Below are 25,193 nucleotides of genomic sequence, written 5' to 3' on the forward strand. Positions count from 1 at the left end.
TTTTATTTCCTATTTGATATCCAGATGGCCATTACCGATCTTAGTTTTGTCGCCGGTAGCAGGATCTATTTTAAACGTTTCAAAATTAGCCTGAGTACCAGTTGTTGCATATGAACTATTATCTTTTGAAGCAGGAAAACGATATACACGAGTACCATCAGCACTCATTAATCCAGATTTATCACTGGTAAGTCTTGCTCCATCGCCAACCCAGATTTTACCTAACTGATCGGCTTCTGCTGATGTTCCTGAGCCAATACCATAATTTAGCTTGCCATTATCACCTTTAATAACGGCTGCCAGTCTCGTATCCTGCTTCGCAATATTATTCAGATTCTGCTGCCTGAGTTCATCTTTTAACTTTGGATAGTTTGCAATGTTATAAGCAGAGACTTCATCGCTGGCCTTATTGATCAGCTTCGATGCCTCCGCTATATCGCCTTTCTTCAGTGCTACTTCTGCCGCTTTAATGGCCTTACCGGCAACATCACCTGCACCCGGTATAATACCCACCACCGCTGCCAGATAGTCAATAGCCGACTGCGCCTCCGCAAAACCTTTGATATCGCTCACAATCGGTACAAAATCAACGCTCAGCGAAGCCGTTGCTTTCAGCGCTTCACGCCGCTCGTTGTACATTTTCACTGAGCAGGTTTCGGCGCTCATGCCGCCACAGTTGGCCTTCTTATAGCGCTCGTTTTCGGCCTCAACGTACTCACCGGCCTTCTGCTCAAGCGTCTTGCCTTCAGACTGCGCCTGAGCGATATCAGCGAGAGAATTATTCTCAACCGCATTCCTCCCCGCCAGCGCGCCCGCCACCGCGCCCGCCGTGCTGTCGCCCGCTACTCCGCCCGCGAGGCCCGCCGCCAGCGTCCCCAGCGCGCTGATGGTCTGGCGCTGCGTCTCCGTCAGGTCGCTGCGGTCAGTGCCCGGATACATCTGCTGTGCGATGTACTCGCCCATCGCCGCCCCCGACGCTCCCGACAGCGCGCTGTTCCCCGCCGCGTAAGCCGTCACCGCACCCACCACCGCGTGCGCCATCAGGTTCGCCTGCACGTTCACCGAACCGTCCGCATTCAGCGTCTGTTTATGAATAACCTCTGCCAGGTACGGTGCCGCCGCGCCCGTTACCGCCTGCGCCAGACTGCCCCCCGCCAGGCCCTGCACCGCAGCCGTCGCCGCCTGAATACCCTGCTGAAGGGCGCTGCCGGTGCCAAAAGGCGCCGCGGCGGCTTTATAGCTGTCCGTTGCGGCCAGCGCTTTGTTGTAGTCAGCCCACTTCGCCTTCGGCGCGCCTTCGCCCGGCTCTCTGATATCCTTCGAGGCCAGCTCCGCCTTACCGGCATTCGTGGCCCTTATCTGCCCCTCCGCGCGCGCGATGTCCGCCGCCTGGTTGCCTATCTCACCTATCAGCTGCGCCGCCTGCAGCCGGTTCTGCTCCCTCTCTTTATCGAATATCGGCGACAGCGTCTGGTTCGCGTGCGCGGCGTCGCGGCTCAGCCCGCTCACGTCCTGCGACTGCTTATCTCCGTCGCGGATAACCAGCGCGCCCCCGCTCACCGCCGCATTCGTCAGCGAGCTGCCGCTGCCGCTGTGGTTCGCCCCCGTAAGCAGCCCGTTCGCCATGTTCCCCGCAAACTGGCCGCCGATGCTGCCCCCGGTGCTCACGCCCGCGCTCTGATGCTCCACCTTATAGTCCGCCCGGTTTTCGATGTCGCGCCAGCCCAGCGTGCCCGTCTCCAGACGGTTTTTATCCGCCGTCGCCGTCGAGCCGATAACCGCGCCGTTCAGCTGCGTGTGTCCTCCAGCCGTCACGTCAAAGCCGCCTTTCCCCGCGAACAGGCCGGTCTGCTCCTCCACGCTCTGCCAGGTGCTGTGCATCTTATCCCGGCTCAGGTTCACGTTCGCCGAGCCGGTCATCGACCCGAAGGTGAAGCTGCCCCCGGCGCTGGCGCTCTGCTGCTTCGAGTCGTAGCGGTCGCTGTCCTGCTCGCTCGTCAGCGTCAGGTTGCGCGCCACGTCCGCCCTGATTTTTTCGCCGCTCACCTGCGCGCCCTGAAGCGTGGTGTCGCGCCCGCTTATCAGCGTCACCTCACGGCCCGCGCTCACCTGCGTTTCTGTGTGGGTGACGCCGCTGCCCTGTTCGCTGCCTTTTGCCTTATTTGCGCTGGCGGAGACGCTGATGCCCCAGCCGCCCTGACCCGCGCCGATGCCCACGCCCGCCGTGCCGCCGTGGCTCTCGTTTTTACCCTCCAGCGACGAGGTGTTCGCGGCCGAAAGCAGGTTGAGGTCCCGGTTCGCCGACAGCAGCAGGTCTCTGCCCGCCTGCAGCTGGCTGCCCTGCACCGTCAGGTCGCCGCTGTCGCCTTTCACGCCGCTGCCGCGCGCCACCACGCTCAGATTATCGCCCGCCGTCAGGCTGCTGCCCTGTGCGGTGCGCTGCTCGCTGCGCTGTGTGGAAGTGGAAGACTGGCTACCGTAAGAGAGGCTGACGCCGATGGCGTTGTTGTTCTCCGGGCTGTCGCCCTGCGCCTCTGCCAGCCGGCCGGCCTGCACCGCCTGCACGCCGCTGAGCGCCGCTTTAGTACCCTGCAGCGCCGCCAGCCGTCCGCTGTCGGCAGACTTCGCCTCCTGCACCGTCTGCGCCGCCGTGTTCAGCGCGCTGCCTGCCGTGCCGGAAAGCGCCAGCGTCAGGCCCGAGGTTTTCTGCTCCACCCGGTGCGTCTGGCTGCTCTGGTTTTCCGCTGCGGTGATGCTCACCTCGCGGCCGTCCAGCGTCAGGTTTTTGCCCGCGATAAGATCGGAGCCGTTGATATCCAGCCGGTTGCCCGCCGTCAGCGACACGCTGCCGTTCACGCTGCCCACGGTGCTGCTCTGGCTGGTCGTCTCCTGCGCGGTGTCAGTGGTTTTCAGGCTCTGTTTGCCGTAACTGAAGCCGATACCGCCGGTGCCGGAAAACCCGCTCTTTTTCTCCTGCGCCAGATGCTGTTCACTGTTGCGTTCAGTCGCTCCGGTAACGCTGAGATCGTGGCCCGCCTGCAGGGAGAGATCGCCGGTACTCGCTATCTGGCTGCCCTGTACGCGCAGATCGTTGCCCGCCGCCACGGAAATAGTGTCGCCATTCAGCGAACTCCCCTGCGCCGTCTGACGCGAAATCTGGTCGCGTGTGGTTGTCGTGCTCTTCGACAGCCAGCCGCCGCTGCCCGTCGTCTTTTGCCGCTCGTCCAGATCCCGCGTGTTCTCGCCGTTTGTCAGTGTGACGTCATGTCCGGCGGTCAGCGCCAGCGCAACATCTGCCGACAGGGTGGCCGCGCGGGCATGGAGATCGTTGCCTGCCAGCAGCGAGAGATCGCCCTTGCTGACGACTTCGCTGCCGATCTCCTGCGTATTGCCCTGCTTCAGGCTGTTATCGCTATCCCAGACAAGCGTGTCCCGATTCGCCGTACTGACAGTATTGAGCGTCAGATCGCGTCCGGCCTTAATCACCGTCTGGCTATTTTCGCCGCTGTTAACCACCTGCGCCGCCGTGAGAGTGATATCACGTCCGGCCTGCAGTATCAGCCGGCCGTCGTCGCCCTGCACGTACATGCCTGCCACGCTATCCACCGTGGTCCGGTCGAACTGGTTTTCACCGTTCCGGCTGCTCACGCTGCGGGTTGTGCTGACGGTATTGATATCCCGTCCGGCGTGGGCGAGCAGCGAGTCGGTTGCCCCGATTACGCCGCCGATGTTATTGATATCTGCGCGGGCGAGAAGATCGACACTGGCGCCTTTGATCGTCCCCGCCATGTTGGTGATATTACCGGCGCTCAGCTTCACCACTTCGCGCCCGGCCAGCGTACCGCTGTTAAACAGGCCACCGCCCAGGTTCAGGTTGAGGTTGCGGCCCGCAATCAGCGCACCGCTGCCATCGACATCGCCTGGCTGAATGCGCGCATACACCTGCGGTACCAGCACCGTCTGGCTGGAGCCATCCGGCAGTCTGACCTGCGCATTAACCAGCCAGACAATATCTTTTGTCAGCAGTCCCATCTGCTCAGGCGTCAGCGCCACGCCTGGCGTCAGGTGATAGCGCTGACTAAAGGCGATAGCGTTGTTCATCAGCGCCTTGTACTGATCTTCGTCGTTGGTAAAGCCGCCCAGGTAGCGCTGCCCTGTCAGGTTCATGACCTGTTCCCGGATCAGCCGCTGCTCGTAATAGCCGTCACCCAGGCGCTTCAGTACGTTATCGCTGTTCTGCGTCAGGGCGTCCTGCATATAGTCGCTGCTCAGCCACTGCTTCTCCTGAGTAAAGCGCGGATCGGTCTCTACCAGATATTTCCCGCCGGGAGAGGGATTGGTTCTGAACAGGCTGTTGTCCGGCAGGCGCGTATCGGGCCCGACGATGCGGATCACGCTCGCGTTTTCCCCCTGGCTGCCGGGCACATCAAAATGCTGGCCGGGTTTAAGCAGCGCGGCAATGTCAGGCATGCTGCCTGTGATATGGGCATTCACGCCGCCCGCACGCCCCGTCGTGGCGTCGGTTCCCTCTGTGCTCTGTGGGACGAGCGAAAGGGGGTTGCCGCTCAGTTCACCGTGATCGACCAGCTCTCCTGGCTTCAGGGCAATCGTCTCAATCACGTCCGGCGGCGTGTAATCCGATGTGCTGTCGCCCTGCTCGTCGCCACCTTTATGACGGATGCGCTTGTAGTGAGTCACCTTACCGACGTCAGTCGTGATTCGCTGGCCCGCCACCTCGACGTTATTGAGATCGCGCGCGTTTATTGTCAGCGTATTGCCCGCGATAATCTGGCTCTTATCATTCAGCACGCGGTCAGCGTTTATCGTCAAATCACCGCCCGCGATAATCTTCGCCGGATCGCTTTCGGCGATCTGCGTCTCCTGCACCGTACGCGTGTAGTCATACTGGTAGAAGTTATCGTTATTGCTGCCGGTATTGCCTGGCGTGTTGAGATTAAGCAGTGAGTCGGCCGAGTTGCGGTCAACAAAGACGCCCGGCTCGCCAGCTTTCCAGCGAACGGTATCGCCCGAGTGCTGATACCCGGTAATCGCCTCCGAAGACACGGTTACCAGCCCGGTGCTGAAACGATCGTTGACGTTATTGATTTCACCGGCAGCCATCTGCATGTTGCCCGCTGACTCGATGGTGGAGCTGTGATTATTGAGGGTGCCCGCTCTGCCGGTTGCCAGGCCGTCAGCATTCAGCTCACCGCCCAGCGCCATATCGCCGGCACTGTAGATCAGGCCGTGGTCACGATTGTTCAGCGTCTGCACGCCGATATCCACCCGCTCACGTCCCGCCAGCGTGGCGGCAGTGCCGTTTTCCGCCAGGTTGTTGAAAATATTAGCCTGTACGCCAACGCTGTCGCCATAGAGCCGGCCACTGCCGGTATTGGTCAGCACCGACGCCTTCAGCAGCGTCTGTTTGCCGTCGATCAGCCCATAGTTGGTCAGCTGTCCGCTAAGCGTCAGCCAGTTCTGTCCGGCATTGATTTCGCCGGTGGCAGCGTTCAGCAGGTGGGGGGCGCGCAGATCGAGCTTGCCGCCCGCCAGCAGTTTACCGCTGTTGTCAACATCGCCTGCGGTTGTGAAGTTGAAATTGCCGTTGGCAATCATCTCGCCACGGTTGTTCAGGCTCTGCTGGCTGACCAGCGTGATGTCACCCAGGGAGAGGATCTGTCCGTCACCCGCCAGGCGATCGGCACGGATCGTTAGCGATCGGCCCGCTTTAAGGACGCCCTCCCGATTTTCCAGCGTCAGACTATTGCTCTGAGGCTGCGCCACTCTGAAGCTGCGCAGGCGACTCTCCGGCGTCAGGTCATTGCTCTGCAGCAGCAGATCTTCTCCGGCCGAAATCGTACCCTGCCGGTTATCGACCGAGCCACGGCTGCTGATGGTCAGTTGCCGATCGGCCAGTAACATGCCGCGCTGATTGAACACATCGTCGCTGTTGATCCGCAGGCTGGCCGCTTCAATCCCCTGCTGATCACCCTGAGTATCCTGATTGTTCAGCTGCAATGCGTTCAGCACGGCGTTCGCGCCACTGCGAATCAGGCCGCCCGCATTGTCTATCATGCTCTGCGCACTCACCAGCAGATCGCCAATGCTCTGGATCTCTCCGCCACGGTTATCCAGACGAGCCATTTCCAGCGAAGCCGCCTGCTCGCTGACGATGCGCCCGCCGCTGCGGTTATCCACTTCACCACTCTGCAGCGTAAGATCGCCTTTCGCGCCCACGGTTCCGGCCTGATTGTCGATCGCGCCGCTGTGCAGATGAAGATCGCTAAGGCTGTAGAGGGTGCCGCTCTGGTTATCGATCGCCTCGCCGTGGCTGTCGATAAGCACGCTACCGCCCTGCAGCAGACCTGCCCGGTTGTTGAACGCGGAGTGCGTGTCGAGGCTGAGCTGCTCCTGTGCCACCAGCGTGCCAGCGACATTATTCAGGCCGCCAGCCGCCAGTTGCAACGCGTTTCCGCTCAGCATCAGACCCTGCGTATTGTTTATCTGTCCGGCGCGGATAAGCATGTCGCCCTGGCTGATCACGCCGCCTTTTTCGCCGCTGTTCTGATTAAGCAGCGTCTCTGCGCCGATATCAAGCTGCGCACCGCTCTGGATAAGGCCGCCGTCACGATTATCGAGCGTATCGCCGCGCAGCGTTAGCGCCTGCTGCGCCGCCAGCTGGCCGTTACGGTTATCCAGTAAGCGGGCATCCACATGCCCGGTGTCGCTACTGACTATCCTGCCCTGACCGTTCTGCAGCGCATCCGCCGTGACGCGCAGCGTCTTACCCGCCCTCACAACGCCCTGCTGATTAGCCAGCTGTGCGCCTCGCAGGCTGAGATCGCCTTCACTCGCGATAAAGCCCTGCCGGTTCGCCAGGCTGTCCGCGTTGATATCGATCTGCCGGGCCGAGGTGGTGCCGCTATCAAGATCGACATCGCCACCGCGCAGGGTGAGCTGACCATTTGAGCGCAGCGATCCCTTACTGCCGCGCAGATTACCGGTGGTGATCGACAGTGTGCCGCGGCCTGTATGGGTGATGTCACCCGACTGGTTATCGATCGCAGCCGCATTGAGCGTCAGGTTGTCACTGTTAGTCGCGATACGGCCGCCCTGATTATTCAGGCTGCCCGCGAAACTAAGCGTGAGATCGTCACGCCCGGTTTGCAGGATCTGACCCTGCTGGCTGGAGAGATCGCGCGCCTGCAGGTTGAGCTTGCTGGCTGTCAGCGTGGCGCCATCGTTGTTCAGCATTTTTCCGGTGCGCGCGGTGAGCTGCTGCTGCGCGGTCAGGGTGCCGCTGCGCGTCGCGATATCGCCCTCGCGGGCGTCGAGCGTCAGGTTTTTACCCTCAGTACGGCTGCCGCTGAGGTCAATAGTCTGCCCGCGTGCGCTCAGGCTGCCGCCGGCCAGGTTTTTCCCCTGCGCGCGAAGCTGGCCCGTTGTCGTCAGGGTCAGATTGCCCGATTCACCAGGCCTGCCGTCATCCTGCACACCTGCCGCGAGAACGCCTGAAGCCGTGCTGTTGAGGCTGCCAGCCTGCAGCGTAACGTCATTGCGTGCCACAACAGAGCCGCGGTTCTGCACATCTGCCGCACTGGTTACCGACGCTTTTCCGCCAGAAAAGATCGTACCGCTGTTGCTGACCCCTTGCCGCGCGGCGAGCTGCAGATCGCTACGGCTCTGAATAGCGCCGCTGTTCTCAATGCGGCCATCAGCGGTGATAACCACCGAACCCGCCTGCGCGCCAATATTGCCCGCATTGCGAACGCCGACGCCCCTCTCCGTGCCGACCAGACGGATTTTTCCGGCATACATGCCGCCCAGGCTGGAGACATCAAGCGCCATCCGGGGTTCTGTAGCGGGCTCGTCGCTCTGCTTCGTGACCTGCTGGTGTGCGGCATCCACCTTGTTTCGTCCGGTGGTGACGCGAAGATCCCTGGCCCAGACGCTGGCATTGACCTTCACCGATCGGGCAATAATGTCGGTATAGTCCTGGCGTGAGCTGTCCATCCCCGCCCCTTCGACCACCACTTCACCACGTTCAACGTTAAAGCCCGTCAGGTTGCCATTGTTGAGCTGCGCCTGTCCGGTGGTCAGGGTGCCGCGACTGGCATTGATAAATCCGCAGCCGTTGCAGGTGATCCCGGACGGGTTGGCGATAACGACCTGGGCTTTCTGACCCGCGACTTCAACAAAGCCGTTGAGGCGGCTGGGATTGCGTGAGTTAACCTCATTCAGGATCACTTTGGCTTCGCCCCGGGCCAGCCAGGGATTGCCGCTTACCATACCGCCGAGTCCGGTCTGAACGTTTTTGTGGGAGTTGTTGAGGATCGCTCCCCGCTTTCCGACATCAAACTGACTATACGTATTGCGGGAAACACCGCCTGCGGAGGGCGTCTGGATATTGATCTGCGGCGTACCGCTGGCGCTGTTTATTATCGTGGGCCGCTGGCCGCCAGGCGCCTGTGCATCTGCCACAATGGCGGCGCTGGCAGGCTGTATCACGCCCATCGCCAGCCAGAGACTAAAACATAATGCGCCGACTCGGCCAGTGAGGCTGCTAAGCGTGTGGCTGAGACCTGACGCGCGTGCGCTGCCGGCCCGGCCTGATTTAGCAATATCCGGCACCACCATCAGCATGCCGCGGACTGTGTTAAAAATCACGCGGTAGCGATTTTTGTTCATCTAATATCCTTATCAGATTTGCGGTAACGCGGCGGCGAGCGGATGCTGCTGGCGCCACGTTTTTGCCGCTTTATGGGTCACGCGGCTGCCATGAAAGCTGAATACGCGCCTGCCGCGCTGCTCACCGCGGTGATCTAATGCCCGCCAGCAGGCATGAGGAAAGAGATCGCGCCGGATCAGGCGACTCATCGCTACGGTATGGCCAAATGGCGCGATCCAGTCGCAGCACCACATGCGTGTGCCACTGTTCCACGCGTCAGGCGGAAAATGGATAGCGGGCCGTGTAAGATAAAGCGCTTCGGCTTCTTCGTTCAGCCAGGCCCAGCTGAAGAAAAAAACCGGCGTACCGGCTTCAGCCACCAGCACATATTGTCGCTGTTTGATGATCGGCAGCAGCAGCGTCGGCAGGGCGTGCAGCGGCGCATCACGATGCAGCGGCGAGTGCATCCAGAGCCACACCGCCGATCCCAGTATTTCCGCTTCACTCTCTTCACCGCCCAGAATCAGCGGTGATTTAACCTCATACTTGCCTGCGCGCATTCTCAGTAGCTCCAGTTGAGGTTGAAGCCGAGCGTGACGCTGCTGGTGCGTAAACCGTCAGGCTTCGACAGCGGCGTCCCGATAAACAGGTCATAACCGGTATTCCAGGCCTGACCGCGCAGCCCCGCCACCCCGCCCGCCAGATGCTGGCCGGTCAGCAGCTCACTGCCCGCGCCGCCCACCTCGCCATAGTCCGCGCCCAGGTAGAACTCCTGTGCAGGCAGCGGCGTACTCCAGGCGATGTCATTGCGGACGAACCAGCCGCGGCTCGCGTTCAGCGTGCGTTCGCCGTCGAAACCGCGCACAGTCCAGCGGTTACCTATCGAAAACTGCTCCTGCGGCGTGAGCGGCGTATTACTCATCTGACGCAGGTATTGCGCACCGTAGCGAAAATGCTGGCTGCCGATGCTGAACGGCAGGCTGAACTGCGCATTGAGCTGAACGATTTTACTCAGCGCCGTCGCCTCGCCGAAATACTCCTCGGGTGCGGGCTGGGCACCGAACCAGCGCGTGCCGCGCTGATAGCTGATGCCCGCATCCAGCGTCGCCTGGCGGATATAGTGGCGGTGTTGCAGACCGATACGCCACGCCGCCGTCTGGCGATGCTGCACCTGAACTTCGGTGTCGTTGATATAGTTGCGGGTTTCGCGCGTCAGGACGTCATAGGTCAGCGAGGTTTTTTGCGAGCCGCTGCGATGCAGTACCCGGCTAAGCTGTAAATCGAGGCTCTGACTCTTTCCGCTATAGCGGTAGTCCTGATGGGCTCCGGCGACCGTCTGGTGATAGTCATAGTCGCTGACCGTTGCGGAGAACATCCAGTATCCAAACGGCACCGAGTAGTGGCCGATGACGTTTTTGCTGCCTTTACCGCCTTTGCCCTGCAGATCGTGCGTGGCCGACAGATAAAAAAGATCGCTCAGCGCAAAAGGGTTATCGAGCGACAGCGTGACGCCACCCAGATAGCGTCCGGTGCTGCGCGTACCGGAATCATCCAGCGAGAGACCGAGGCGCCACATCTTTTTCTGCTGCCAGCGTACCTCTATATCGCTCTCGCCCGGCTGTTCACCGGGCACGACCGACATATCGGCTACCACGGTCGGCAGCCGTTGCAGGTTTTCCAGCCCCTGTTCGATATCACGCAAATCCAGCAGATTACCGTCGCGGGCAGGAAATGCGCTGTAGAGCCACAGATAACGATCGCTACCCGGCGTCAGTCTGGCCTCCCGCACGTAACCGGGCAGGATCACCAGCCGTAGCGTGCCGCTGTTAAGGTCCTGCGAAGGTGCCAGCACCCGCGTAGTAACATAGCCATGATCAACCAGCCGGTTTTGCAGCGTACTCATCAGCAGATTAATGCCGCGCCCGCCCAGGCACTTTCCCTGCGCCTGGCTGGCAATAGCGTTAAGCGGCAGCCAGTGCGGCAGCGCCTGCTGCCCTTCAAGCACGATACGCGTGAGAGGAAAGCAGGGTTTTTCTGCAGGAAAAGAGAGGCGGCCAAAACCAGAAGCGGGCGGTGAAAGTCGCACATCAGGCGCTTTCGGCTCTATCTGCTGCTCCAGCGCCCGCTGGCGCTGTTGCTGCTGCCGGACCTGTTCACCTGCATCAGGCAAGGGCTCCGCAGTGGCCTCGCTGGTTATAAAAGCAGCAACCAGAAAAGAGAAACAGAGCGTAATTGATGTATCAGATGAAACCATCAGACAATCCTTGTCACGTAAACTAAACGCAAATCTTATTAATTAATATAAAAATTGCCGCATATTATTCACGAAAATGACCTGATAACAACGTCAGTATGGTTTTTTTTAAGCCAGATAATTCAGACTGATTAATCATTCTGCTAATTTTTCCGGGATGTATGTTATGCAGCAGCGAGAGTAGAGAGAGGCAAAAAAAAGGGCCATTATTTACTGAAAGGCCGGACTACTGGCAAAAGCGCATCCGTCTGCTGACTCAGGATAGGGGCGGAAAACCGAAAAAATCATGACCAGAGTCCGTTGCCCTGCAGGGTTCAATGCTTCTCCCCTGTCGGAATCAGAGCCAGAATTAAATCAAATTTTACAATATACTAACCCTCTGTAATTATTTACACTTGTCCTTATGGTTTGTAATGCCAAACTAAATAAGGATATCTATGCCCCTGACAGGACGTTCGGGCTCATTCGCCGTTGCGGATTCGCTCAATCACTATCTGCTCGCCTTTGAAAGCTGCGAGATCGTTGCAGACGTTAAATCTTTCGAAGGGCGAGAGTCCCTTAGCCAGCCCTATCGATTTATCATCCGCTTTACTTCATCCGTTCAGGATATACCACCTGAGAAAGTGATGATGCAGCCGGCAGTTTTTATGATGCGGGCCTGTTCCACGGCGTGCTCCCTCTTTCGGCCTGCTAAGGATCGCTGGCACACATTACGCAAAATTTATGGGGTTATCACCCGCCTTTCCCATATATCAACCAGCGTTGACGAATCAACGTATGAAGTCACACTCGAACATCCTCTGGCGCTGATGTCCAGCACGCACCGGTACGCTATCTATCAGCGGACGTCTGTTCCCGAGCTCGTCAATTCTGTCCTGAAGTCGCACGGCTTTAGGGATTATGAGATTGACATGAGCCTGCTGCAGTGGCGTTACCCCAGGCGTGAGATGATCGTTCAGTGGGGAGAGAGTGACCTGAGTTTTATCCGGCGTCTGCTTTCTGAAGTCGGGATCTGGTTCCGCTTCTGCAAACATGAAACTGCTGAAGAGATCACCGTCATCGTATTTGCCGATCAGCAGGCAGGCTACCTATCTGGCGCGAAAATTCAGTCGCTGCCCGGAGCAGGGTTAACAGGCGATACCCTGACAATATGGCAGATGCGCTGCCACTCAGCGGTGGTGCCTGCATCGGTACGTACGCGCAATTACGACTACCGGCAAAGCCGGCTTATTCCGCCGGAACATGAGGCGGACATGAGCGGTGAAGCTCCCTACACCACAGGCAGCGATTATCACTACGCTGATATTCAGCATAGCACGGGCGATCGGTGGAGCAGCATTCAGGGCGGAGATGCTGAAACAGCCTGGCACTATGCCCGCATCCGCCATGAGCGCCATCTGTCCGGCCGGACGTGTCTGGAAGCCATCACTGACGATCCCGCACTGCAGCCGGGCATGGTGGCTGAAATCGACGGCGAGCAGCCTGAAGCATTTATGTCCGGCTTTCTTATCGTTGAGAGCGTCTGCCGCGCAAGCCGGGCAACAGGCTATCAGACGGCACTCAGCGGTATTCCCTGTAGTGAGCGCGCCGCTTTCCGGCCGGAGCGCCTGCCAAGACCGGTTATCTCAGGAACGATTCCCGCCCGCGTCTCCGGCAGCGTTATGAACGATAGCCTTGCCCGTCCCGATAGTCAGGGGCGCTATCGGGTGAAATTCAGTTTTGATCTCGCCAGCTGGGAGAAAGGCAGGGAAAGCATGCCTGTCCGTCTGGCCCGCATCTACGCAGGCGATAAGTATGGCGTGCATTTTCCGCTGCTGGACAACACGGAGGTGGCAATCGCATTTGAAAGTGGCGATCCCGAGCGGCCTTACATTGCCCATGTATTGCATGACGCGCTAAATCCGGACGTCGTTAACGATAGTAACAGCACGCGCAATGTTATCCGGACAAAGGGGAAGAACAAAATCCGGCTGGAAGATGCGGCAGGCAATGAGCACATCAAGCTATCAACCGAGTTCGGCAAAACGCAGCTTAACCTCGGTCATATGGTCGATACCGGTCGCAAAGCACGCGGTAAAGGCGCAGAGTTGCGCACCGATCATCACGCCACCGTGCGTGCCGCAAAGGGGATCTACCTGACGACCGCCGCGCAGACCGGTGCACGCGGAACGCTGCTGGAGATGACCGACGCGATCGCGCATCTGGAGCAGGCGCTCAGCATAGCTTACAGCCTGCAGTCGTCGGCCGCCGGGGCCGGCGCTGACGGCGCTGACACTGCCCCGCAGCAGGCGCTGCAGCAGGCCGTTTCCGGGCTGGCGCAGCCGGGCATTCTCTCCTGGGGTGAAGCGGGTATTGCACAGGCAACACCTGAAAGCCTCCATCTCGCCGCCGGTAAAGATGCGGTGATCACCGCCGGCAGTAACGGCAGCGTCAGCGTGTTCAAACGTCTTTCTGTCGCGGCGGGCCAGGGAATTTCCGCCTTTGTGCGCAGGCTTGGCATCAAACTGATTGCCGCGTCTGGCGATATCACGCTTCAGGCGCAGCGCGGCCAGCTGGCGGCGCTTGCCGATCGGAACATGCAGATCGCCAGCGTCAACGGAGAGCTTCAGATAAGCGCCAAAAAAGGCCTGTATCTGCACTGCGGCGGCGGCGGGATCCGCCTGCACCCGAACGGCGGCGTAGAGATATTCTCGCCGGCGCACATTGAGCAGAAAGCGCCGACTCTTGTTTATCAGAAGGGGGAACCGGCAAAAATTGTCGATCCGCTGTTTAAAGATAACCCGCTGGCGCGCGGTGTACGCCTGTACCGAAACGGCGACCGGAAACACCCGCTGGTCAGCCAGCCCTTCCGCGTTACCCGGCCGGACGGCAGCACGGTGGAGGGTATCACCGATGCTGCCGGGCACTCTCCGCTGCTGGATCTTGCAGAGACCGAACAGCTGGTTGTTACGCTTATCAGGGAGGCAAAGCGATGACTCATCACACCTCAAAAAACAGCGCCTTTAACGATCCGGAACTGGGCAGCTTCATCGGCCTTAATCGCGATACCGCCGGCGGTATGCTGATGCAGGAGTTTCCTGTAAACAGCCCCCTGCCCTGTATTGTTATTCTTGTACACGGCGTCAACGACATCGGCGAAGCTTACGAAACGCAGGAGAAAGGGATTATTGCCGGGCTGAATACCCGACTGGCGCGCGACGACATGTACCCGCACCAGTGGAGTGAAATTGAGGGATTAACCGACCTGAAAGATGCGCCAAAGCGCGTGACGGCCAGCGGGCGATCGCCGGTTATTCCGTTCTACTGGGGCTATCGCCCGGTCGATCGTGAAACCTATAACGCAGACCAGCGGCGCTACCGTGATGAGGTCGCCCGCCTCGGGCTGGAAACAGTTCTCCCCTACGATGCGTTTCAGGAAGATGATCCGGTACGGCTGAAAAAGCTGAACGCTGAGGGACGCGGCTTCTGCAACGATAACTACGGCAACGTGCTGAACCTGGCAGCAGCGAAGAATGGCGGCACCTTTGCTAACGCAACCACCTGCATTCCTGACATGCTGGGGCCCGGCGCGAACGGCGGGGCCATCTGGATGGCGGGGATCTACAGCCGCAAACTTAACGGCGGGGACTTTACCCACCCGATTTATGGCAATCCGCACCGCATTTATCAGTTTTTTGCTGCTCAGCGGCTGGCAGATCTGATTCTGGAAATCAGAAAGAACCCCAGTACACGTCACGACACCATCAATATAGTGGCGCACAGCCAGGGCACCATCATTACCATGCTGGCGAATATGCTGGTCAGGCAACAGGTAGCTGATTATCCGGTTGCCGACTGCGCCATCCTCTGCCACTCCCCCTACTCACTTGATCCGCGGCTCATGGAAAATATGCTGCCCGGCAAGCAGCAGACGTCGCACGGGCGTCAGGAGACGCTGCGTAATTTCTGCCGGCTGATGGCCACAAATCCAAAGTATGACGCCACGGGTTGCTACCGGCCGGAGTTTGTCACAGCCATGTACCACGATACCACACTGTGGCGCAAACACCGCTGGAGCAGCGATCCCCGCTACAGCCGCAATAACTACGGCCGGGTTTATAACTATTTCTGCCCGAATGACGGCACGGTGTCGCTGTCCAGTGTGCAGGGCATCGGCTGGCGCGGTATTCCTGATACGCTCGCCGGCGGCATACCCAATCTCTATCAGCGCGCGTTCTGTCAGCACCACAGTACGGGCGGTAACGCGTCCGGTGCGCCTTTCAAAAAGCCTGCTTTCCGGCCCGGAGATTTTACGTATGACGGCTGGCCCACTAACGTGGCCTATCCAATGGAAAGCGGCGTGACTGAAAACGCCGAGGCCCTGCCTGAAGTGATAGAGCTGACCCTGATGGGGCACGATCGCAGCGGGGACATGAAATATAAAACGGGCGTTGGAGGCGAAGATCGCTATATCGACTACTCCGCCCGCGAGTATGAGAACGCCTGGCAGGTGACAGAGTTTCGTCCGGCGATCGGATTTGTTTATCCGCATCGCTCCGGTCAGCTGCTGTCTGAAACCGAGCTGGCTGCGGTCAACCGGTATTACGGCACCGCGTTTGTCTCCGGTCGCGTGGTCGGCAGCAGCACGCAGCGCTACCAGCTGAAGCGGCGTAAAACAAGCGAAGAAATCAACGAGATGGAAAAATATGGCGATCCGGTGAGGTTCAGCCAGCACTCTTCAATAGTGATGGATCAGAACGTGCAGGAAAAGGCTGTTGCCTACGACCTCGCCATCGGTAACTGCATGGCCTTTGAAGATCCCGCCTTCTGGCTCAATCTGCGCAAGCGCGCAGACTGGCGGCACGAGTTTAATCCGGATGCCAATACAAAGAAATATTACAAAACGGGCGTGCTGAATGAAGATATAACCAAAAAGTTTATGAATAAACCGGATCAAACTTTGCCGGCCGGTGAGTTCGGCGTGGTGAATGATTTCGGCCCGAAAACGCGCGTAGAGCCCGCCCGGCATCCGGAGGTGCATCATAAGGAAGTGCCTGTGCATCAGTGGGACATGCCGGAGCCGGCAGGCTATCGCGATGTGCCGGCAAAGAAAAAAACGGAGGGAACAGGATGGTAACGTTAAGGAAACACACTGTAATTACAGCGCTGGCAGCTTTGATTATGTTGACTGCCAGCGGCTGCAGCGGCAAGCCGCTGAAGAAACGGCAGACGCCGGTGCAGGTGGTGTACCGCTTTGACAACCACCGCTGGCTGGAGCTGCACGGGGTCGCCTGCGAGGGTGCCCTGTGGTTTGTGGATGAGAAGCGCGATATCCGCAGTGAGGTATCGTCACAGTTTTATCGCATCTTTACCAAGCCCTATATCAATGCCTCCGAGCGCTACATTGCCATTCCCAGCTGGGACTCTGCGCATTTCACCGTGTCCCGGGACTATGGCAGAACATGGACCCCTTCGTGGATCAAGGGGCGTGAAGATGATGAGGCGGGTTCTGATTCTCCGGAGTCTAAAAACATCGCTTCCCTGACCGTGGTCAACGACCAGGGGTTTCTGCTGACGAAGCAGGGGCACCTCTATATGTCCTCTCACCCTTTTGACGATCCGCGCATCATGCCGGGCGGAGATGGGATTGATTACAGCTATACATTTAAAGGCAAAGTTTACTATGACCGGCTGGACGCTATTCGTCCTGGCAAAGGTGAGAACGTTTCGCGCTGGGGTCTCCTTTATATCGACCCCCGCATCCTGCCAGTAAGAATGGAGCAGTATTACGCCAACTTCCAGAATCTGCCGACCCGGGTGCCGGAGGTAAAGGGCTATACGGGCTGGACCCGCATGCAGTGCGATATGAAGGCGGGAATGTGATTTCATTTGCACAAAAATAAATTTAACAGGACAGAGAGTAAGGATATTTCATGGATGGCGTTATTCGACTGGGAGACCGCCTGTCGGCGGGAGGCTATGTTACTGAAGCTTCAGGAGAGATGTTCGATGGTAAGCCGGTAATGCTGATCGGCGACAAAGCGCGGTGCAGTCAGCATGGTGAAACCGCTGCTGCTGAAGGGCATCCTGCCTGGATCATGAACGGCCGTCACGTTGTGACCCATCGTTGCAAAGTGGCGTGCGGATGCCTGCTATTAAGCTCTTTGCCCGAAGCAGGAGTGCGATAAATGAAATATTTCTGGAAGCCGTTGCTCTCTTGTCCGGAGAAAACGGAAATACGCTTTCCCCGTCTGTTTACGATAGCTGCAGGTATTGTGGCCCTTATATTGATGCTGATGTTCAGTGCCCTGACGCTTGAGAATGCGCAGCTAACGCTCAGCATGCTTATCTGGCGATTACTGGCGCTCCCTGTTGCGGTCTGCATGACGGTTGTTTCGCTATGCTTTATTTTTTTCAACATTCTCTGTTGCTGGCGTCTTTTGATGCAGCTTGCGTACTGCGGTGTTGAATCAGACTGGCAATCACGGGCTTCTGAATGGACGCTGCTGGCTGAACACACCTCAATCTTTCCGGTTGATAACGCAGCCCTGAAAATGCTCGGACTTGAAGGGAAAATGCCGGTGGATGGCGATATTCCCCTCAGGCTTTCCGTTGAGGATGATGAAAGGTCAGGCATGGGACGGATGCTGGTCACAGTGCAGCGCCTGCTGGAACAGCTGGATCTGACACAGATTGACGCCATCACCGAACGTCCTGAACTGTTTCTCTACATGGGTAATACAGCAGGATCTGTTCGCGATGACATCACATCGCTGGTCCGCTCTTTCCATGCCGCATTCCGCCATGCCAGCTTTCACTATTTTGACGACATGCCTGAACTGTCACTGGTTCAGCAGTGGACAGACGGGTCGTTTAACGGATTTCGTCTGCTGTTAATTGCCGAACTGCATGATGGCGATAATCGTAACTTTTGTGAATATGCCTGTGCACTGCTCTTTTCCCGCTACCGGCAAATAAGCGGAAACAGAGTGCCGGTCTGCTGTTTTAAAGGAATGAGCGCTCAAATTTATAACCTTGAGCGCAGGATTAATGCACTGCTGTCTGCCGGGCAAGTCAGGCCCGCTGACCTGCGGCACGTCTGGACCAGCGATCTGCAGGGAGAAAGTCTTAATTTGCTGAAAAATTCCCTGGCGGAGAACAATGCAGGAATTAACGTCCGGAGCTGGCAAAATATGCGGATAGCCGATACCTGGACGACGGGCTATCAGTGGCTGATGATGGACTGGGCAGCCATGGCAGTTCGTAACGGAGAACGTGCTCAGCTGCTGGCAGCAAGGGAGAAGAGAGGCGAGCAAATCACGTTTCTTCAAATGAACGGGAAACTTGCCCGGCCCGAGGACAATTACAGCCCTGCCTACATCAAAAGTCTCAAAAAGAGCGGCAGTCTGCTTGGCTGCAGTTTTATACTTGCCACCTCTCTGCTGCTTATGACAATCAGTATCGAGGTGGGATGGAGCTTTGAAAAAGATTTCTTTACCCGCAGCGCAGTATTTATCATGCCGATAATCTTAACGCTTTTATCTATCGGGTTTATGCTCGGGAAAAGTTATAAAAAAGAAGCTGAGCTCAACAGTTATTACGATTATGAGTAAAACATACTGTACGGTTTCAGCAACCGCGTCTGAAATCCTTATGTCACTGTATTGTTAATTCAGATAGCTGAGCCGCTATTGTTAACAGAGCGGCGAAAAACTGCGACGGCGACCCTCAGGCAGTCGTGTCCCAAATCTGTCCCATGCTGAAAATATGAAAGCTGGCGGAGTGGCGTAACTGCTTGATTTGACTTGGCGCGCCCTACAGGATTCGAACCTGTGACCTACGGCTTAGAAGGCCGGTGCTCTATCCAGCTGAGCTAAGGGCGCTGAGGAGTTGGGTCGGATTATACGTCGGGAAGCGGGTACGTCAACGTTTTTGCCGTTTCTGTGCAGCGGAGTGCTGCGGGAATAACCAATTTGCATCAATGGCGTTTGCGCCATTCGCTGAGCGACACGAGATTACTGGTGCCGGTGGATTCCCCTTCCAGCTCAATCCCTTGTGGCGTAAAGCGCGCATTATATTGCTCACGCAGCGCGTGCAGCTCCTGGCTGTCCGGCTCCAGCTGGCGCAGAAAGCCCAGCGCGAGCAGCAGCTGCTGGCGGCTGATGAGTGCCGGGAAACCGGCGCGGCTGAGGATCGCATGCCAGCGCTGGCTGTTCTCTTCGCTGCCGTCAACAATCAGTACCTGCCAGATCAGCAGTACCGCTGCGCCATTATGCAGGTGCGTTTCGTTATCGCGGCTGAGGTAGTCGGTAAACTCTTTCGCCGCCTCTTTCCCCATCATCGAGAGCATTGACTCCACCTGTACCGGCGGCAGCTGCAGCCGCTTGCTGAGCCGCTGGGCAGCGTGACGTGAGGCGGCGGTGATCAGCTGAAATCCAGCCACAAACACCACTGCCAGAGTGGCAAGCATTATCCAGATCATTACATCGTTCCCAGAGTGTCCTGCAGATATCATACCTATGCAGGCTGGCACGCGTCACCACGAAAAAAGCCTGAAAGCGCGCAGGCTGCTGAAACTGTGACTGACAGCTGCCCGCGCTTCTGCCAGAATAGGCACCATCCCCGATTTAACTCTCTACAGATGGATTTCCTCTCTGATGGCAGCAAAAATTATTGACGGTAAAACGATTGCGCAGCAGGTGCGTAGCGAAGTTGCGGAAAAAGTGCAGCAGCGCCTGGCGGCGGGCAAACGTGCGCCGGGTCTGGCCGTGATCCTGGTGGGCGAAAATCCCGCTTCGCAGATCTACGTTACGCATAAACGTCGCGCCTGCGAAGAGGTGGGCTTTGTCTCCCGTGCTTATAACCTGCCCGACTCCACCGGCGAAAGCGAGCTGCTGACGCTGATTGATGAGCTGAACAGTGACCCGGCGATTGACGGCATTCTGGTGCAGCTGCCGCTGCCGGCCGGTATCGACAACGTCAAGGTGCTGGAGCGCATCACGCCGGATAAAGATGTGGATGGTTTCCATCCCTATAACGTGGGTCGCCTCTGCCAGCGTGCGCCGAAACTGCGTCCCTGCACGCCGCGCGGTATTATCACGCTGCTGGAGCGTTATAACATCGATACCTATGGCCTGAACGCCGTAGTGGTCGGCGCGTCTAACATCGTTGGCCGCCCGATGAGCATGGAGCTGCTGCTGGCAGGCTGTACCACGACGGTTACTCACCGCTTCACCCGCGATCTGCGCCATCACGTGGAGCACGCCGATCTGCTGGTCGTGGCCGTGGGCAAGCCCGGTTTTATTCCGGGTGACTGGATCAAACCAGGCGCGGTGGTGATTGACGTCGGCATCAACCGGCTGGAGAGCGGTAAAGTGGTGGGCGACGTTGATTTTGCCGCTGCCGCTGAGCGCGCCTCTTACATTACGCCAGTCCCGGGCGGGGTCGGGCCGATGACGGTAGCCACTTTAATTGAAAACACGCTGCTGGCGTGCGAAGCGTATCACGACGTGGAGGAAGCATAATGGCGAGTTTCTCACTGGGTAAACATCAGCACGTTGATCTGTGCGATCTGCTGAAGCTGGAAGGCTGGGTAGAGAGCGGCGCGCAGGCCAAAGCGGTGATTGATGAAGGTGAAGTGCGCGTGAACGGGGCGATTGAAACGCGCAAGCGCTGTAAAATCGTCGCCGGACAGACGGTAGAGTTTGCCGGCCAGCGCATAACGGTGGTCGCATAGCAAAAAGGGCGAACCCGGGTTCGCCCTTTTTTCTTATTTACGTCGCCAGGTGGTGCCCTGCGGACCATCTTCCAGCACAATGCCGAGCGCGTTGAGCCGGTCACGCGCCACATCCGCCTGCGCCCAGTCTTTCGCCTGACGCGCGTCGTTGCGCATTTTGATCAGCTGCTCAATCTCTGCGACTTCGTCATTATTCGTCTGCGCTCCGCTCTGCAGGAACAGCTCCGGATCCTGCTGCAGTATCCCCAGCACATTCGCCAGCTCGCGCAATCTGGCCGCCAGCCCGTCAGCCGCCGCTTTATCTTCACTCTTCAGGCGGTTCACGTCGCGCGCCATATCAAACAGCACCGAGTAGGCTTCAGGCGTGTTGAAGTCATCATCCATCGCCGCGCGGAAACGCGCTTCAAAAGCTTCGCCACCGGCAGGCTGCGCGCCGGTATCGGTATGCCGCAGTGCGGTATACAGACGCTCCAGCGCCGCACGTGCCTGGTTGAGGTTATCTTCGCCGTAGTTAAGCTGGCTGCGATAGTGGCCTGACATCAGGAAATAGCGTACGGTTTCGGCGTCATAGTGCTGCAGCACATCGCGCACGGTGAAGAAGTTGCCGAGTGATTTTGACATCTTCTCACGGTCAACCATCACCATGCCGGAGTGCATCCAGTAATTGACATAGGGACCGTCGTGCGCGCAGGTGGACTGCGCCACTTCATTTTCATGGTGCGGAAACATCAGGTCAGAGCCGCCGCCGTGAATATCAAAGTGGCTGCCAAGCTGCTTGCAGTTCATGGCGGAGCACTCGATGTGCCAGCCCGGACGACCGTTGCCCCACGGCGATTCCCACGACGGCTCATCGGCTTTGGACATCTTCCACAGCACGAAATCCATCGGGTTGCGTTTTACCTCTGCCACTTCCACACGGGCACCCGCCTGCAGCCGCTCCAGATCCTGACGCGACAGCGCGCCATAATCGGTATCGCTCAGCACATCAAACATCACATCGCCGTTCTCCGCCACGTAGGCGTGACCGCGTTCAATCAGCCGCTCCACCAGCTCAATAATTTCCGCAATATGGCGCGTGGCGCGTGGTTCCAGATCGGGCGGCAGGATGCCCAGCGCGGCAAAATCCTGGTGCATCTCCGCAATCATGCGGTTGGTCAGCGTCTCAATGGTTTCGCCATTTTCGTTAGCGCGGCGAATAATTTTGTCATCAATATCAGTGATATTACGCACATACTTCAGCTGATAGCCAATATAGCGCAGGTAACGCGCCACCACGTCAAATGCCACAAACGTACGCCCATGGCCGATATGACAGAGGTCGTAAACCGTAATACCACACACGTACATGCCGATTTCACCAGCATGAATAGGTTTAAATTCCTCTTTCTGTCGACTCAGGGTGTTATAGATCTTTAGCATTGAACGGTTCCGTTTTTATCGTGTGCGGGAGACGCCTTCTTTGGTAGCCTGATATTGTGCCGTATTTTTCTGACTTGTGCATCGCTGAGATACCAGATGCCGTTGCCTTGCTGACGCGTTCCGGGAAATTATGTTATAAGAGGCGTCGACAAAATGCCCGTCCGCATGCGAACGCGGCAACTGATACTGAATACAACCTCCACAGGACGAATATAATGGTCACTTTCCAGACGAACCATGGCGATATCGTAATCAAAACCTTTGATGATAAAGCGCCGGCCACCGTACAGAACTTCCTGGACTACTGCCGTGAAGGTTTTTATGACAACACTATTTTCCACCGTGTCATCAATGGCTTTATGGTTCAGGGCGGCGGTTTCGAACCGGGCATGAAGCAGAAAGCTACTAAAGCTGAAATCCGCAACGAAGCGAACAACGGCCTGAAAAACACCAAAGGCACGCTGGCGATGGCGCGCACTCAGGCTCCGCACTCGGCAACCGCACAGTTCTTTATCAACGTTGCTGACAACGACTTCCTGAACTTCCGCGACGAAAGCCTGCAGGGCTGGGGTTACTGCGTGTTTGCTGAAGTGGTTGAAGGTATGGATGTCGTCGAAAAAATCAAAGCGGTGAAAACCGGCCGCAGCGGTATGCATCAGGACGTGCCGACCGAAGACGTTGTCATCCAGAAAGTGACCGTCAGCGAGTAATGTCGCGCACGCTGTTTATCGCAGATCTCCATCTGTGTCAGGAAGAACCGGCAATTACTGCCGGTTTTCTGCATTTTTTGCAGGGTGAAGCGCGGCAGTGCGAGGCGCTTTACATCCTGGGCGATCTGTTTGAAGCCTGGATTGGCGATGACGATCCTAATCCGCTGCATCAGCAGATCGCCACCGCCCTGCGCGCCCTGCCGGTGCCGGTCTATTTTATTCACGGCAACCGCGATTTCCTGTTGGGCAAGCGCTTTGCCCGCGCCAGCGGCATGACGCTATTGCCGGAGGAGAAGGTGCTGGAGCTGTATGGTCAGCGCGTGCTGATTATGCACGGCGACACGCTCTGCACGGACGATGCTGGCTATCAGCGCTTTCGCGCAAAGGTCCACCAGCGCTGGCTGCAGCGGCTGTTTCTGGCGTTGCCACTGCGTCTGCGGTTGCGCATCGCGACCAGAATGCGCGCCGGCAGCCGGCAGGCGAACCAGCATAAATCGCTGGCCATTATGGATGTAAACCCGCAGGCGGTGGCAGCAGCCATGCAGCGCCAGCAGGCTCCGCTGCTGATCCACGGCCATACGCACCGGCCGGAAATCCACACGCTCTCTCTGAATGGCCTTCCCGCGCAGCGCGCTGTTCTTGGGGCATGGCACAACGCAGGCTCGATGATCCAGCTGGACGCCAGCGGCATAAAACTGATCGCCTTCCCCTTCTGATTTTACGGGTGCAATTGCCCGTTTTCTGGCCGCGCAACCGTTTTCCTTGCTGCTATCTCATGCTATCCTCTGTGCCCTTCTTACCTGCCTCACCGGCCAGGTTCGTTTGTCTATTCACAGGAGTTGACCGCATGTCATCCACTGCCGCCCCGGCTCGTATCGCTATCGTCATGGGTTCCAGAAGTGACTGGGCTACCATGCAGTTCGCCGAGGAAATTCTCAACAGCCTGGACGTTCCCTTTCACGTGGAGGTGGTTTCTGCCCACCGCACCCCGGACAAGCTGTTCAGTTTTGCTGAAGGTGCCGCTGCGCATGGCTACCAGGTGATTATTGCGGGCGCCGGCGGTGCTGCGCATCTGCCCGGCATGATCGCAGCAAAAACGCTGGTGCCGGTGCTGGGCGTACCGGTGCAGAGCGCCGCGCTGAGCGGTGTTGACAGCCTCTACTCGATTGTACAGATGCCGCGCGGCATTCCGGTGGGTACGCTGGCCATTGGCAAAGCGGGCGCAGCCAACGCGGCGCTGCTGGCCGCGCAGATCCTGGCCACCCACGATGCGGCACTGGCATCGCGTCTCACCGCGTGGCGCCAGGCGCAGACCGATGAGGTGCTGGAGAATCCGGATCCGCGGGGTGAGGCATGAAGCCGGTATGCGTACTGGGTAACGGTCAGCTGGGCCGTATGCTGCGCCAGGCGGCTGAGCCGCTGGGCATTGCGGTCTATCCGGTGGGACTGGATGCGGAGCCCGCCTCGCTGCCCATTGCAGAGAGCGTGATCACCGCCGAGATTGAACGCTGGCCGGAAACCGCCCTGACGCGCGAGCTCGCCCGCCACCCCGCCTTTGTGAACCGCGATATCTTCCCGCGCCTTGCCGACCGTTTGACGCAGAAGCAGCTGCTGGATGAGCTTGGTCTGGCTACCGCACCGTGGCAGCTGCTGGCCGCACCTGATGAGTGGCCGGCGGTGTTTGAGAAGCTGGGCGAACTGGCGATTGTCAAACGCCGCACCGGCGGTTATGACGGTCGCGGCCAGTGGCGGCTGCGGGCGGATGAAACAGAGACGTTACCCGCTGAGTGCTATGGCGAGTGCATTGTTGAACAGGGCATAAATTTTAGCGGTGAGGTTTCGCTGGTAGGCGCGCGCGGTCAGGATGGCAGCATGGTATTCTACCCGCTGACACACAACCTGCACGAAGAGGGCATTCTGCGCACCAGCGTGGCGTTCCCGCAGGCGGATAGTGCACAGCAGCAGCAGGCGGAAACCATGCTGCGCGCCATTATGCAGGCGCTGGATTACGTGGGCGTCATGGCGATGGAGTGCTTTATCACGCCGCAGGGACTGCTGATCAATGAGCTGGCACCGCGCGTGCACAACAGCGGTCACTGGACGCAGAACGGCGCGTCCATCAGCCAGTTTGAGCTGCATCTGCGCGCCATTCTTGGCCTGCCGCTGCCGCAGCCGGCGGTATTCGCACCCTCGGTGATGGTGAATCTGATCGGCAGCGACGTAAACCACGCCTGGCTGGCGCAGCCGCTGGTGCATCTGCACTGGTATGGCAAAGAGGTCCGGCCTGGCCGCAAGGTGGGACACCTGAATCTCACTGACAGTGAGCCATCACGTCTTGCCACTGCCCTGCACGCGCTGCAGCCGCTGCTGCCGCCGGAATACGCCTCGGGCCTCGCCTGGGCGCAGGCGAAGCTCTGAGTTGCTGAC

General features: G+C 58.4%; 16 protein-coding genes and 1 tRNA gene. 11 read left to right on the forward strand and 6 right to left on the reverse strand.

Going from position 1 to position 25,193, the window contains the following annotated elements; translation table 11 throughout:
• Nucleotides 1-9 precede the first annotated feature (9 nt).
• From FS690_RS06570 to FS690_RS06580, 3 genes are read right to left on the reverse strand one after another with little or no spacing between them, the layout of a single operon-like run.
• The gene (locus FS690_RS06570; RefSeq protein ID WP_145339218.1) at nt 10-8,688 is read right to left on the reverse strand and encodes a hemagglutinin repeat-containing protein; all 8,679 of its coding nucleotides are present in this window, start codon (nt 8,686-8,688) and stop codon (nt 10-12) included.
• Between the two features lie 12 nt (nt 8,689-8,700).
• Nucleotides 8,701-9,228, reverse strand: coding sequence for a toxin-activating lysine-acyltransferase (locus FS690_RS06575; protein WP_094111773.1), 528 nt, complete (start codon nt 9,226-9,228; stop codon nt 8,701-8,703).
• 2 nt (nt 9,229-9,230) lie between these two features.
• Nucleotides 9,231-10,922, reverse strand: a complete 1,692-nt coding sequence (locus FS690_RS06580; RefSeq protein ID WP_145339220.1) for a ShlB/FhaC/HecB family hemolysin secretion/activation protein — start codon at nt 10,920-10,922, stop codon at nt 9,231-9,233.
• Between the two features lie 437 nt (nt 10,923-11,359).
• On the opposite strand from FS690_RS06580, the gene FS690_RS06585 reads away from it, so the two are divergent.
• Genes FS690_RS06585 through FS690_RS06605 form a run of 5 tightly spaced genes read left to right on the forward strand, consistent with a single transcriptional unit; the run spans nt 11,360 to nt 18,514 of the window.
• Nucleotides 11,360-13,897 (forward strand): type VI secretion system Vgr family protein, encoded by a 2,538-nt coding sequence (locus FS690_RS06585; protein ID WP_094111774.1) that lies wholly within the window; start codon nt 11,360-11,362, stop codon nt 13,895-13,897.
• Nucleotides 13,894-16,038: a DUF3274 domain-containing protein gene (locus FS690_RS06590; protein WP_108569678.1), complete on the forward strand. Its 2,145-nt coding sequence runs from the start codon at nt 13,894-13,896 to the stop codon at nt 16,036-16,038. Before FS690_RS06585 ends, FS690_RS06590 begins: the two co-directional genes overlap by 4 nt.
• Nucleotides 16,039-16,082: 44 nt before the next feature.
• Nucleotides 16,083-16,784, forward strand: coding sequence for a hypothetical protein (locus FS690_RS06595; RefSeq protein WP_145339221.1), 702 nt, complete (start codon nt 16,083-16,085; stop codon nt 16,782-16,784).
• Between the two features lie 50 nt (nt 16,785-16,834).
• The gene (locus FS690_RS06600) at nt 16,835-17,089 is read left to right on the forward strand and encodes a PAAR domain-containing protein (RefSeq protein ID WP_094111777.1); all 255 of its coding nucleotides are present in this window, start codon (nt 16,835-16,837) and stop codon (nt 17,087-17,089) included.
• Nucleotides 17,090-18,514 carry a hypothetical protein gene (locus FS690_RS06605; RefSeq protein WP_108569675.1) on the forward strand — a complete coding sequence of 475 codons (1,425 nt, stop codon included), beginning with the start codon at nt 17,090-17,092 and terminating at the stop codon, nt 18,512-18,514.
• 193 nt (nt 18,515-18,707) lie between these two features.
• On the opposite strand, the gene FS690_RS06610 is transcribed toward FS690_RS06605, so the two are convergent.
• A tRNA-Arg gene (locus FS690_RS06610) sits at nt 18,708-18,784 on the reverse strand.
• A 95-nt stretch (nt 18,785-18,879) separates the two neighbouring features.
• The gene (locus FS690_RS06615; RefSeq protein WP_108569674.1) at nt 18,880-19,383 is read right to left on the reverse strand and encodes a DUF1198 family protein; all 504 of its coding nucleotides are present in this window, start codon (nt 19,381-19,383) and stop codon (nt 18,880-18,882) included.
• Nucleotides 19,384-19,558: 175 nt separating this feature from the next.
• Between FS690_RS06615 and folD the strand changes: the two genes are divergently transcribed.
• Nucleotides 19,559-20,425 carry a bifunctional methylenetetrahydrofolate dehydrogenase/methenyltetrahydrofolate cyclohydrolase FolD gene (folD, locus tag FS690_RS06620; protein WP_039383072.1) on the forward strand — a complete coding sequence of 289 codons (867 nt, stop codon included), beginning with the start codon at nt 19,559-19,561 and terminating at the stop codon, nt 20,423-20,425.
• Nucleotides 20,425-20,637 (forward strand): ribosome-associated protein YbcJ, encoded by a 213-nt coding sequence (gene ybcJ, locus FS690_RS06625; protein WP_039383070.1) that lies wholly within the window; start codon nt 20,425-20,427, stop codon nt 20,635-20,637. The genes folD and ybcJ overlap by 1 nt, the downstream gene beginning before the upstream one ends.
• 33 nt (nt 20,638-20,670) lie before the next feature.
• Here ybcJ and cysS read toward each other — a convergent pair whose 3' ends face one another.
• Complete coding sequence (gene cysS / locus FS690_RS06630; protein WP_145339223.1) at nt 20,671-22,056, reverse strand: cysteine--tRNA ligase; 1,386 nt, start codon at nt 22,054-22,056, stop codon at nt 20,671-20,673.
• Between the two features lie 215 nt (nt 22,057-22,271).
• Here cysS and ppiB point away from each other — a divergent pair, with 215 nt between their 5' ends.
• The 4 genes from ppiB to purK all read left to right on the forward strand — a co-directional run bounded on the left by ppiB (nt 22,272) and on the right by purK (nt 25,184).
• The gene (ppiB, locus tag FS690_RS06635) at nt 22,272-22,766 is read left to right on the forward strand and encodes a peptidylprolyl isomerase B (RefSeq protein ID WP_039383066.1); all 495 of its coding nucleotides are present in this window, start codon (nt 22,272-22,274) and stop codon (nt 22,764-22,766) included.
• Entirely contained in the window at nt 22,766-23,482 is a 717-nt protein-coding gene (lpxH, locus tag FS690_RS06640; protein WP_094111780.1) for a UDP-2,3-diacylglucosamine diphosphatase, read from the forward strand. Before ppiB ends, lpxH begins: the two co-directional genes overlap by 1 nt.
• A 131-nt stretch (nt 23,483-23,613) precedes the next feature.
• Nucleotides 23,614-24,123 (forward strand): 5-(carboxyamino)imidazole ribonucleotide mutase, encoded by a 510-nt coding sequence (gene purE / locus FS690_RS06645; RefSeq protein WP_039383061.1) that lies wholly within the window; start codon nt 23,614-23,616, stop codon nt 24,121-24,123.
• Nucleotides 24,120-25,184: a 5-(carboxyamino)imidazole ribonucleotide synthase gene (gene purK, locus FS690_RS06650; RefSeq protein ID WP_039383059.1), complete on the forward strand. Its 1,065-nt coding sequence runs from the start codon at nt 24,120-24,122 to the stop codon at nt 25,182-25,184. The genes purE and purK overlap by 4 nt, the downstream gene beginning before the upstream one ends.
• Nucleotides 25,185-25,193: the final 9 nt, after the last annotated feature.

Origin of the sequence: Pantoea sp. PSNIH1 (genome assembly GCF_007680655.1) — a bacterium.
Taxonomy (GTDB): Bacteria; Pseudomonadota; Gammaproteobacteria; order Enterobacterales; family Enterobacteriaceae; genus Pantoea; species Pantoea eucrina.

What these genes read in the sequence shown, in the direction of transcription:
- FS690_RS06585 (WP_094111774.1), top strand. Translation starts at nt 11,360, where the DNA reads ATGCCCCTGACAGGACGTTCGGGCTCATTCGCCGTTGCGGATTCGCTC.
- lpxH (WP_094111780.1), top strand. Translation starts at nt 22,766, where the DNA reads ATGTCGCGCACGCTGTTTATCGCAGATCTCCATCTGTGTCAGGAAGAA.
- folD (WP_039383072.1), top strand. Translation starts at nt 19,559, where the DNA reads ATGGCAGCAAAAATTATTGACGGTAAAACGATTGCGCAGCAGGTGCGT.
- FS690_RS06575 (WP_094111773.1), bottom strand. Translation starts at nt 9,228, where the DNA reads ATGCGCGCAGGCAAGTATGAGGTTAAATCACCGCTGATTCTGGGCGGT.
- FS690_RS06590 (WP_108569678.1), top strand. Translation starts at nt 13,894, where the DNA reads ATGACTCATCACACCTCAAAAAACAGCGCCTTTAACGATCCGGAACTG.
- FS690_RS06595 (WP_145339221.1), top strand. Translation starts at nt 16,083, where the DNA reads ATGTTGACTGCCAGCGGCTGCAGCGGCAAGCCGCTGAAGAAACGGCAG.
- FS690_RS06615 (WP_108569674.1), bottom strand. Translation starts at nt 19,383, where the DNA reads ATGATCTGGATAATGCTTGCCACTCTGGCAGTGGTGTTTGTGGCTGGA.
- FS690_RS06580 (WP_145339220.1), bottom strand. Translation starts at nt 10,922, where the DNA reads ATGGTTTCATCTGATACATCAATTACGCTCTGTTTCTCTTTTCTGGTT.
- ppiB (WP_039383066.1), top strand. Translation starts at nt 22,272, where the DNA reads ATGGTCACTTTCCAGACGAACCATGGCGATATCGTAATCAAAACCTTT.
- FS690_RS06570 (WP_145339218.1), bottom strand. Translation starts at nt 8,688, where the DNA reads ATGAACAAAAATCGCTACCGCGTGATTTTTAACACAGTCCGCGGCATG.
- cysS (WP_145339223.1), bottom strand. Translation starts at nt 22,056, where the DNA reads ATGCTAAAGATCTATAACACCCTGAGTCGACAGAAAGAGGAATTTAAA.
- FS690_RS06600 (WP_094111777.1), top strand. Translation starts at nt 16,835, where the DNA reads ATGGATGGCGTTATTCGACTGGGAGACCGCCTGTCGGCGGGAGGCTAT.
- FS690_RS06605 (WP_108569675.1), top strand. Translation starts at nt 17,090, where the DNA reads ATGAAATATTTCTGGAAGCCGTTGCTCTCTTGTCCGGAGAAAACGGAA.
- ybcJ (WP_039383070.1), top strand. Translation starts at nt 20,425, where the DNA reads ATGGCGAGTTTCTCACTGGGTAAACATCAGCACGTTGATCTGTGCGAT.
- purK (WP_039383059.1), top strand. Translation starts at nt 24,120, where the DNA reads ATGAAGCCGGTATGCGTACTGGGTAACGGTCAGCTGGGCCGTATGCTG.
- purE (WP_039383061.1), top strand. Translation starts at nt 23,614, where the DNA reads ATGTCATCCACTGCCGCCCCGGCTCGTATCGCTATCGTCATGGGTTCC.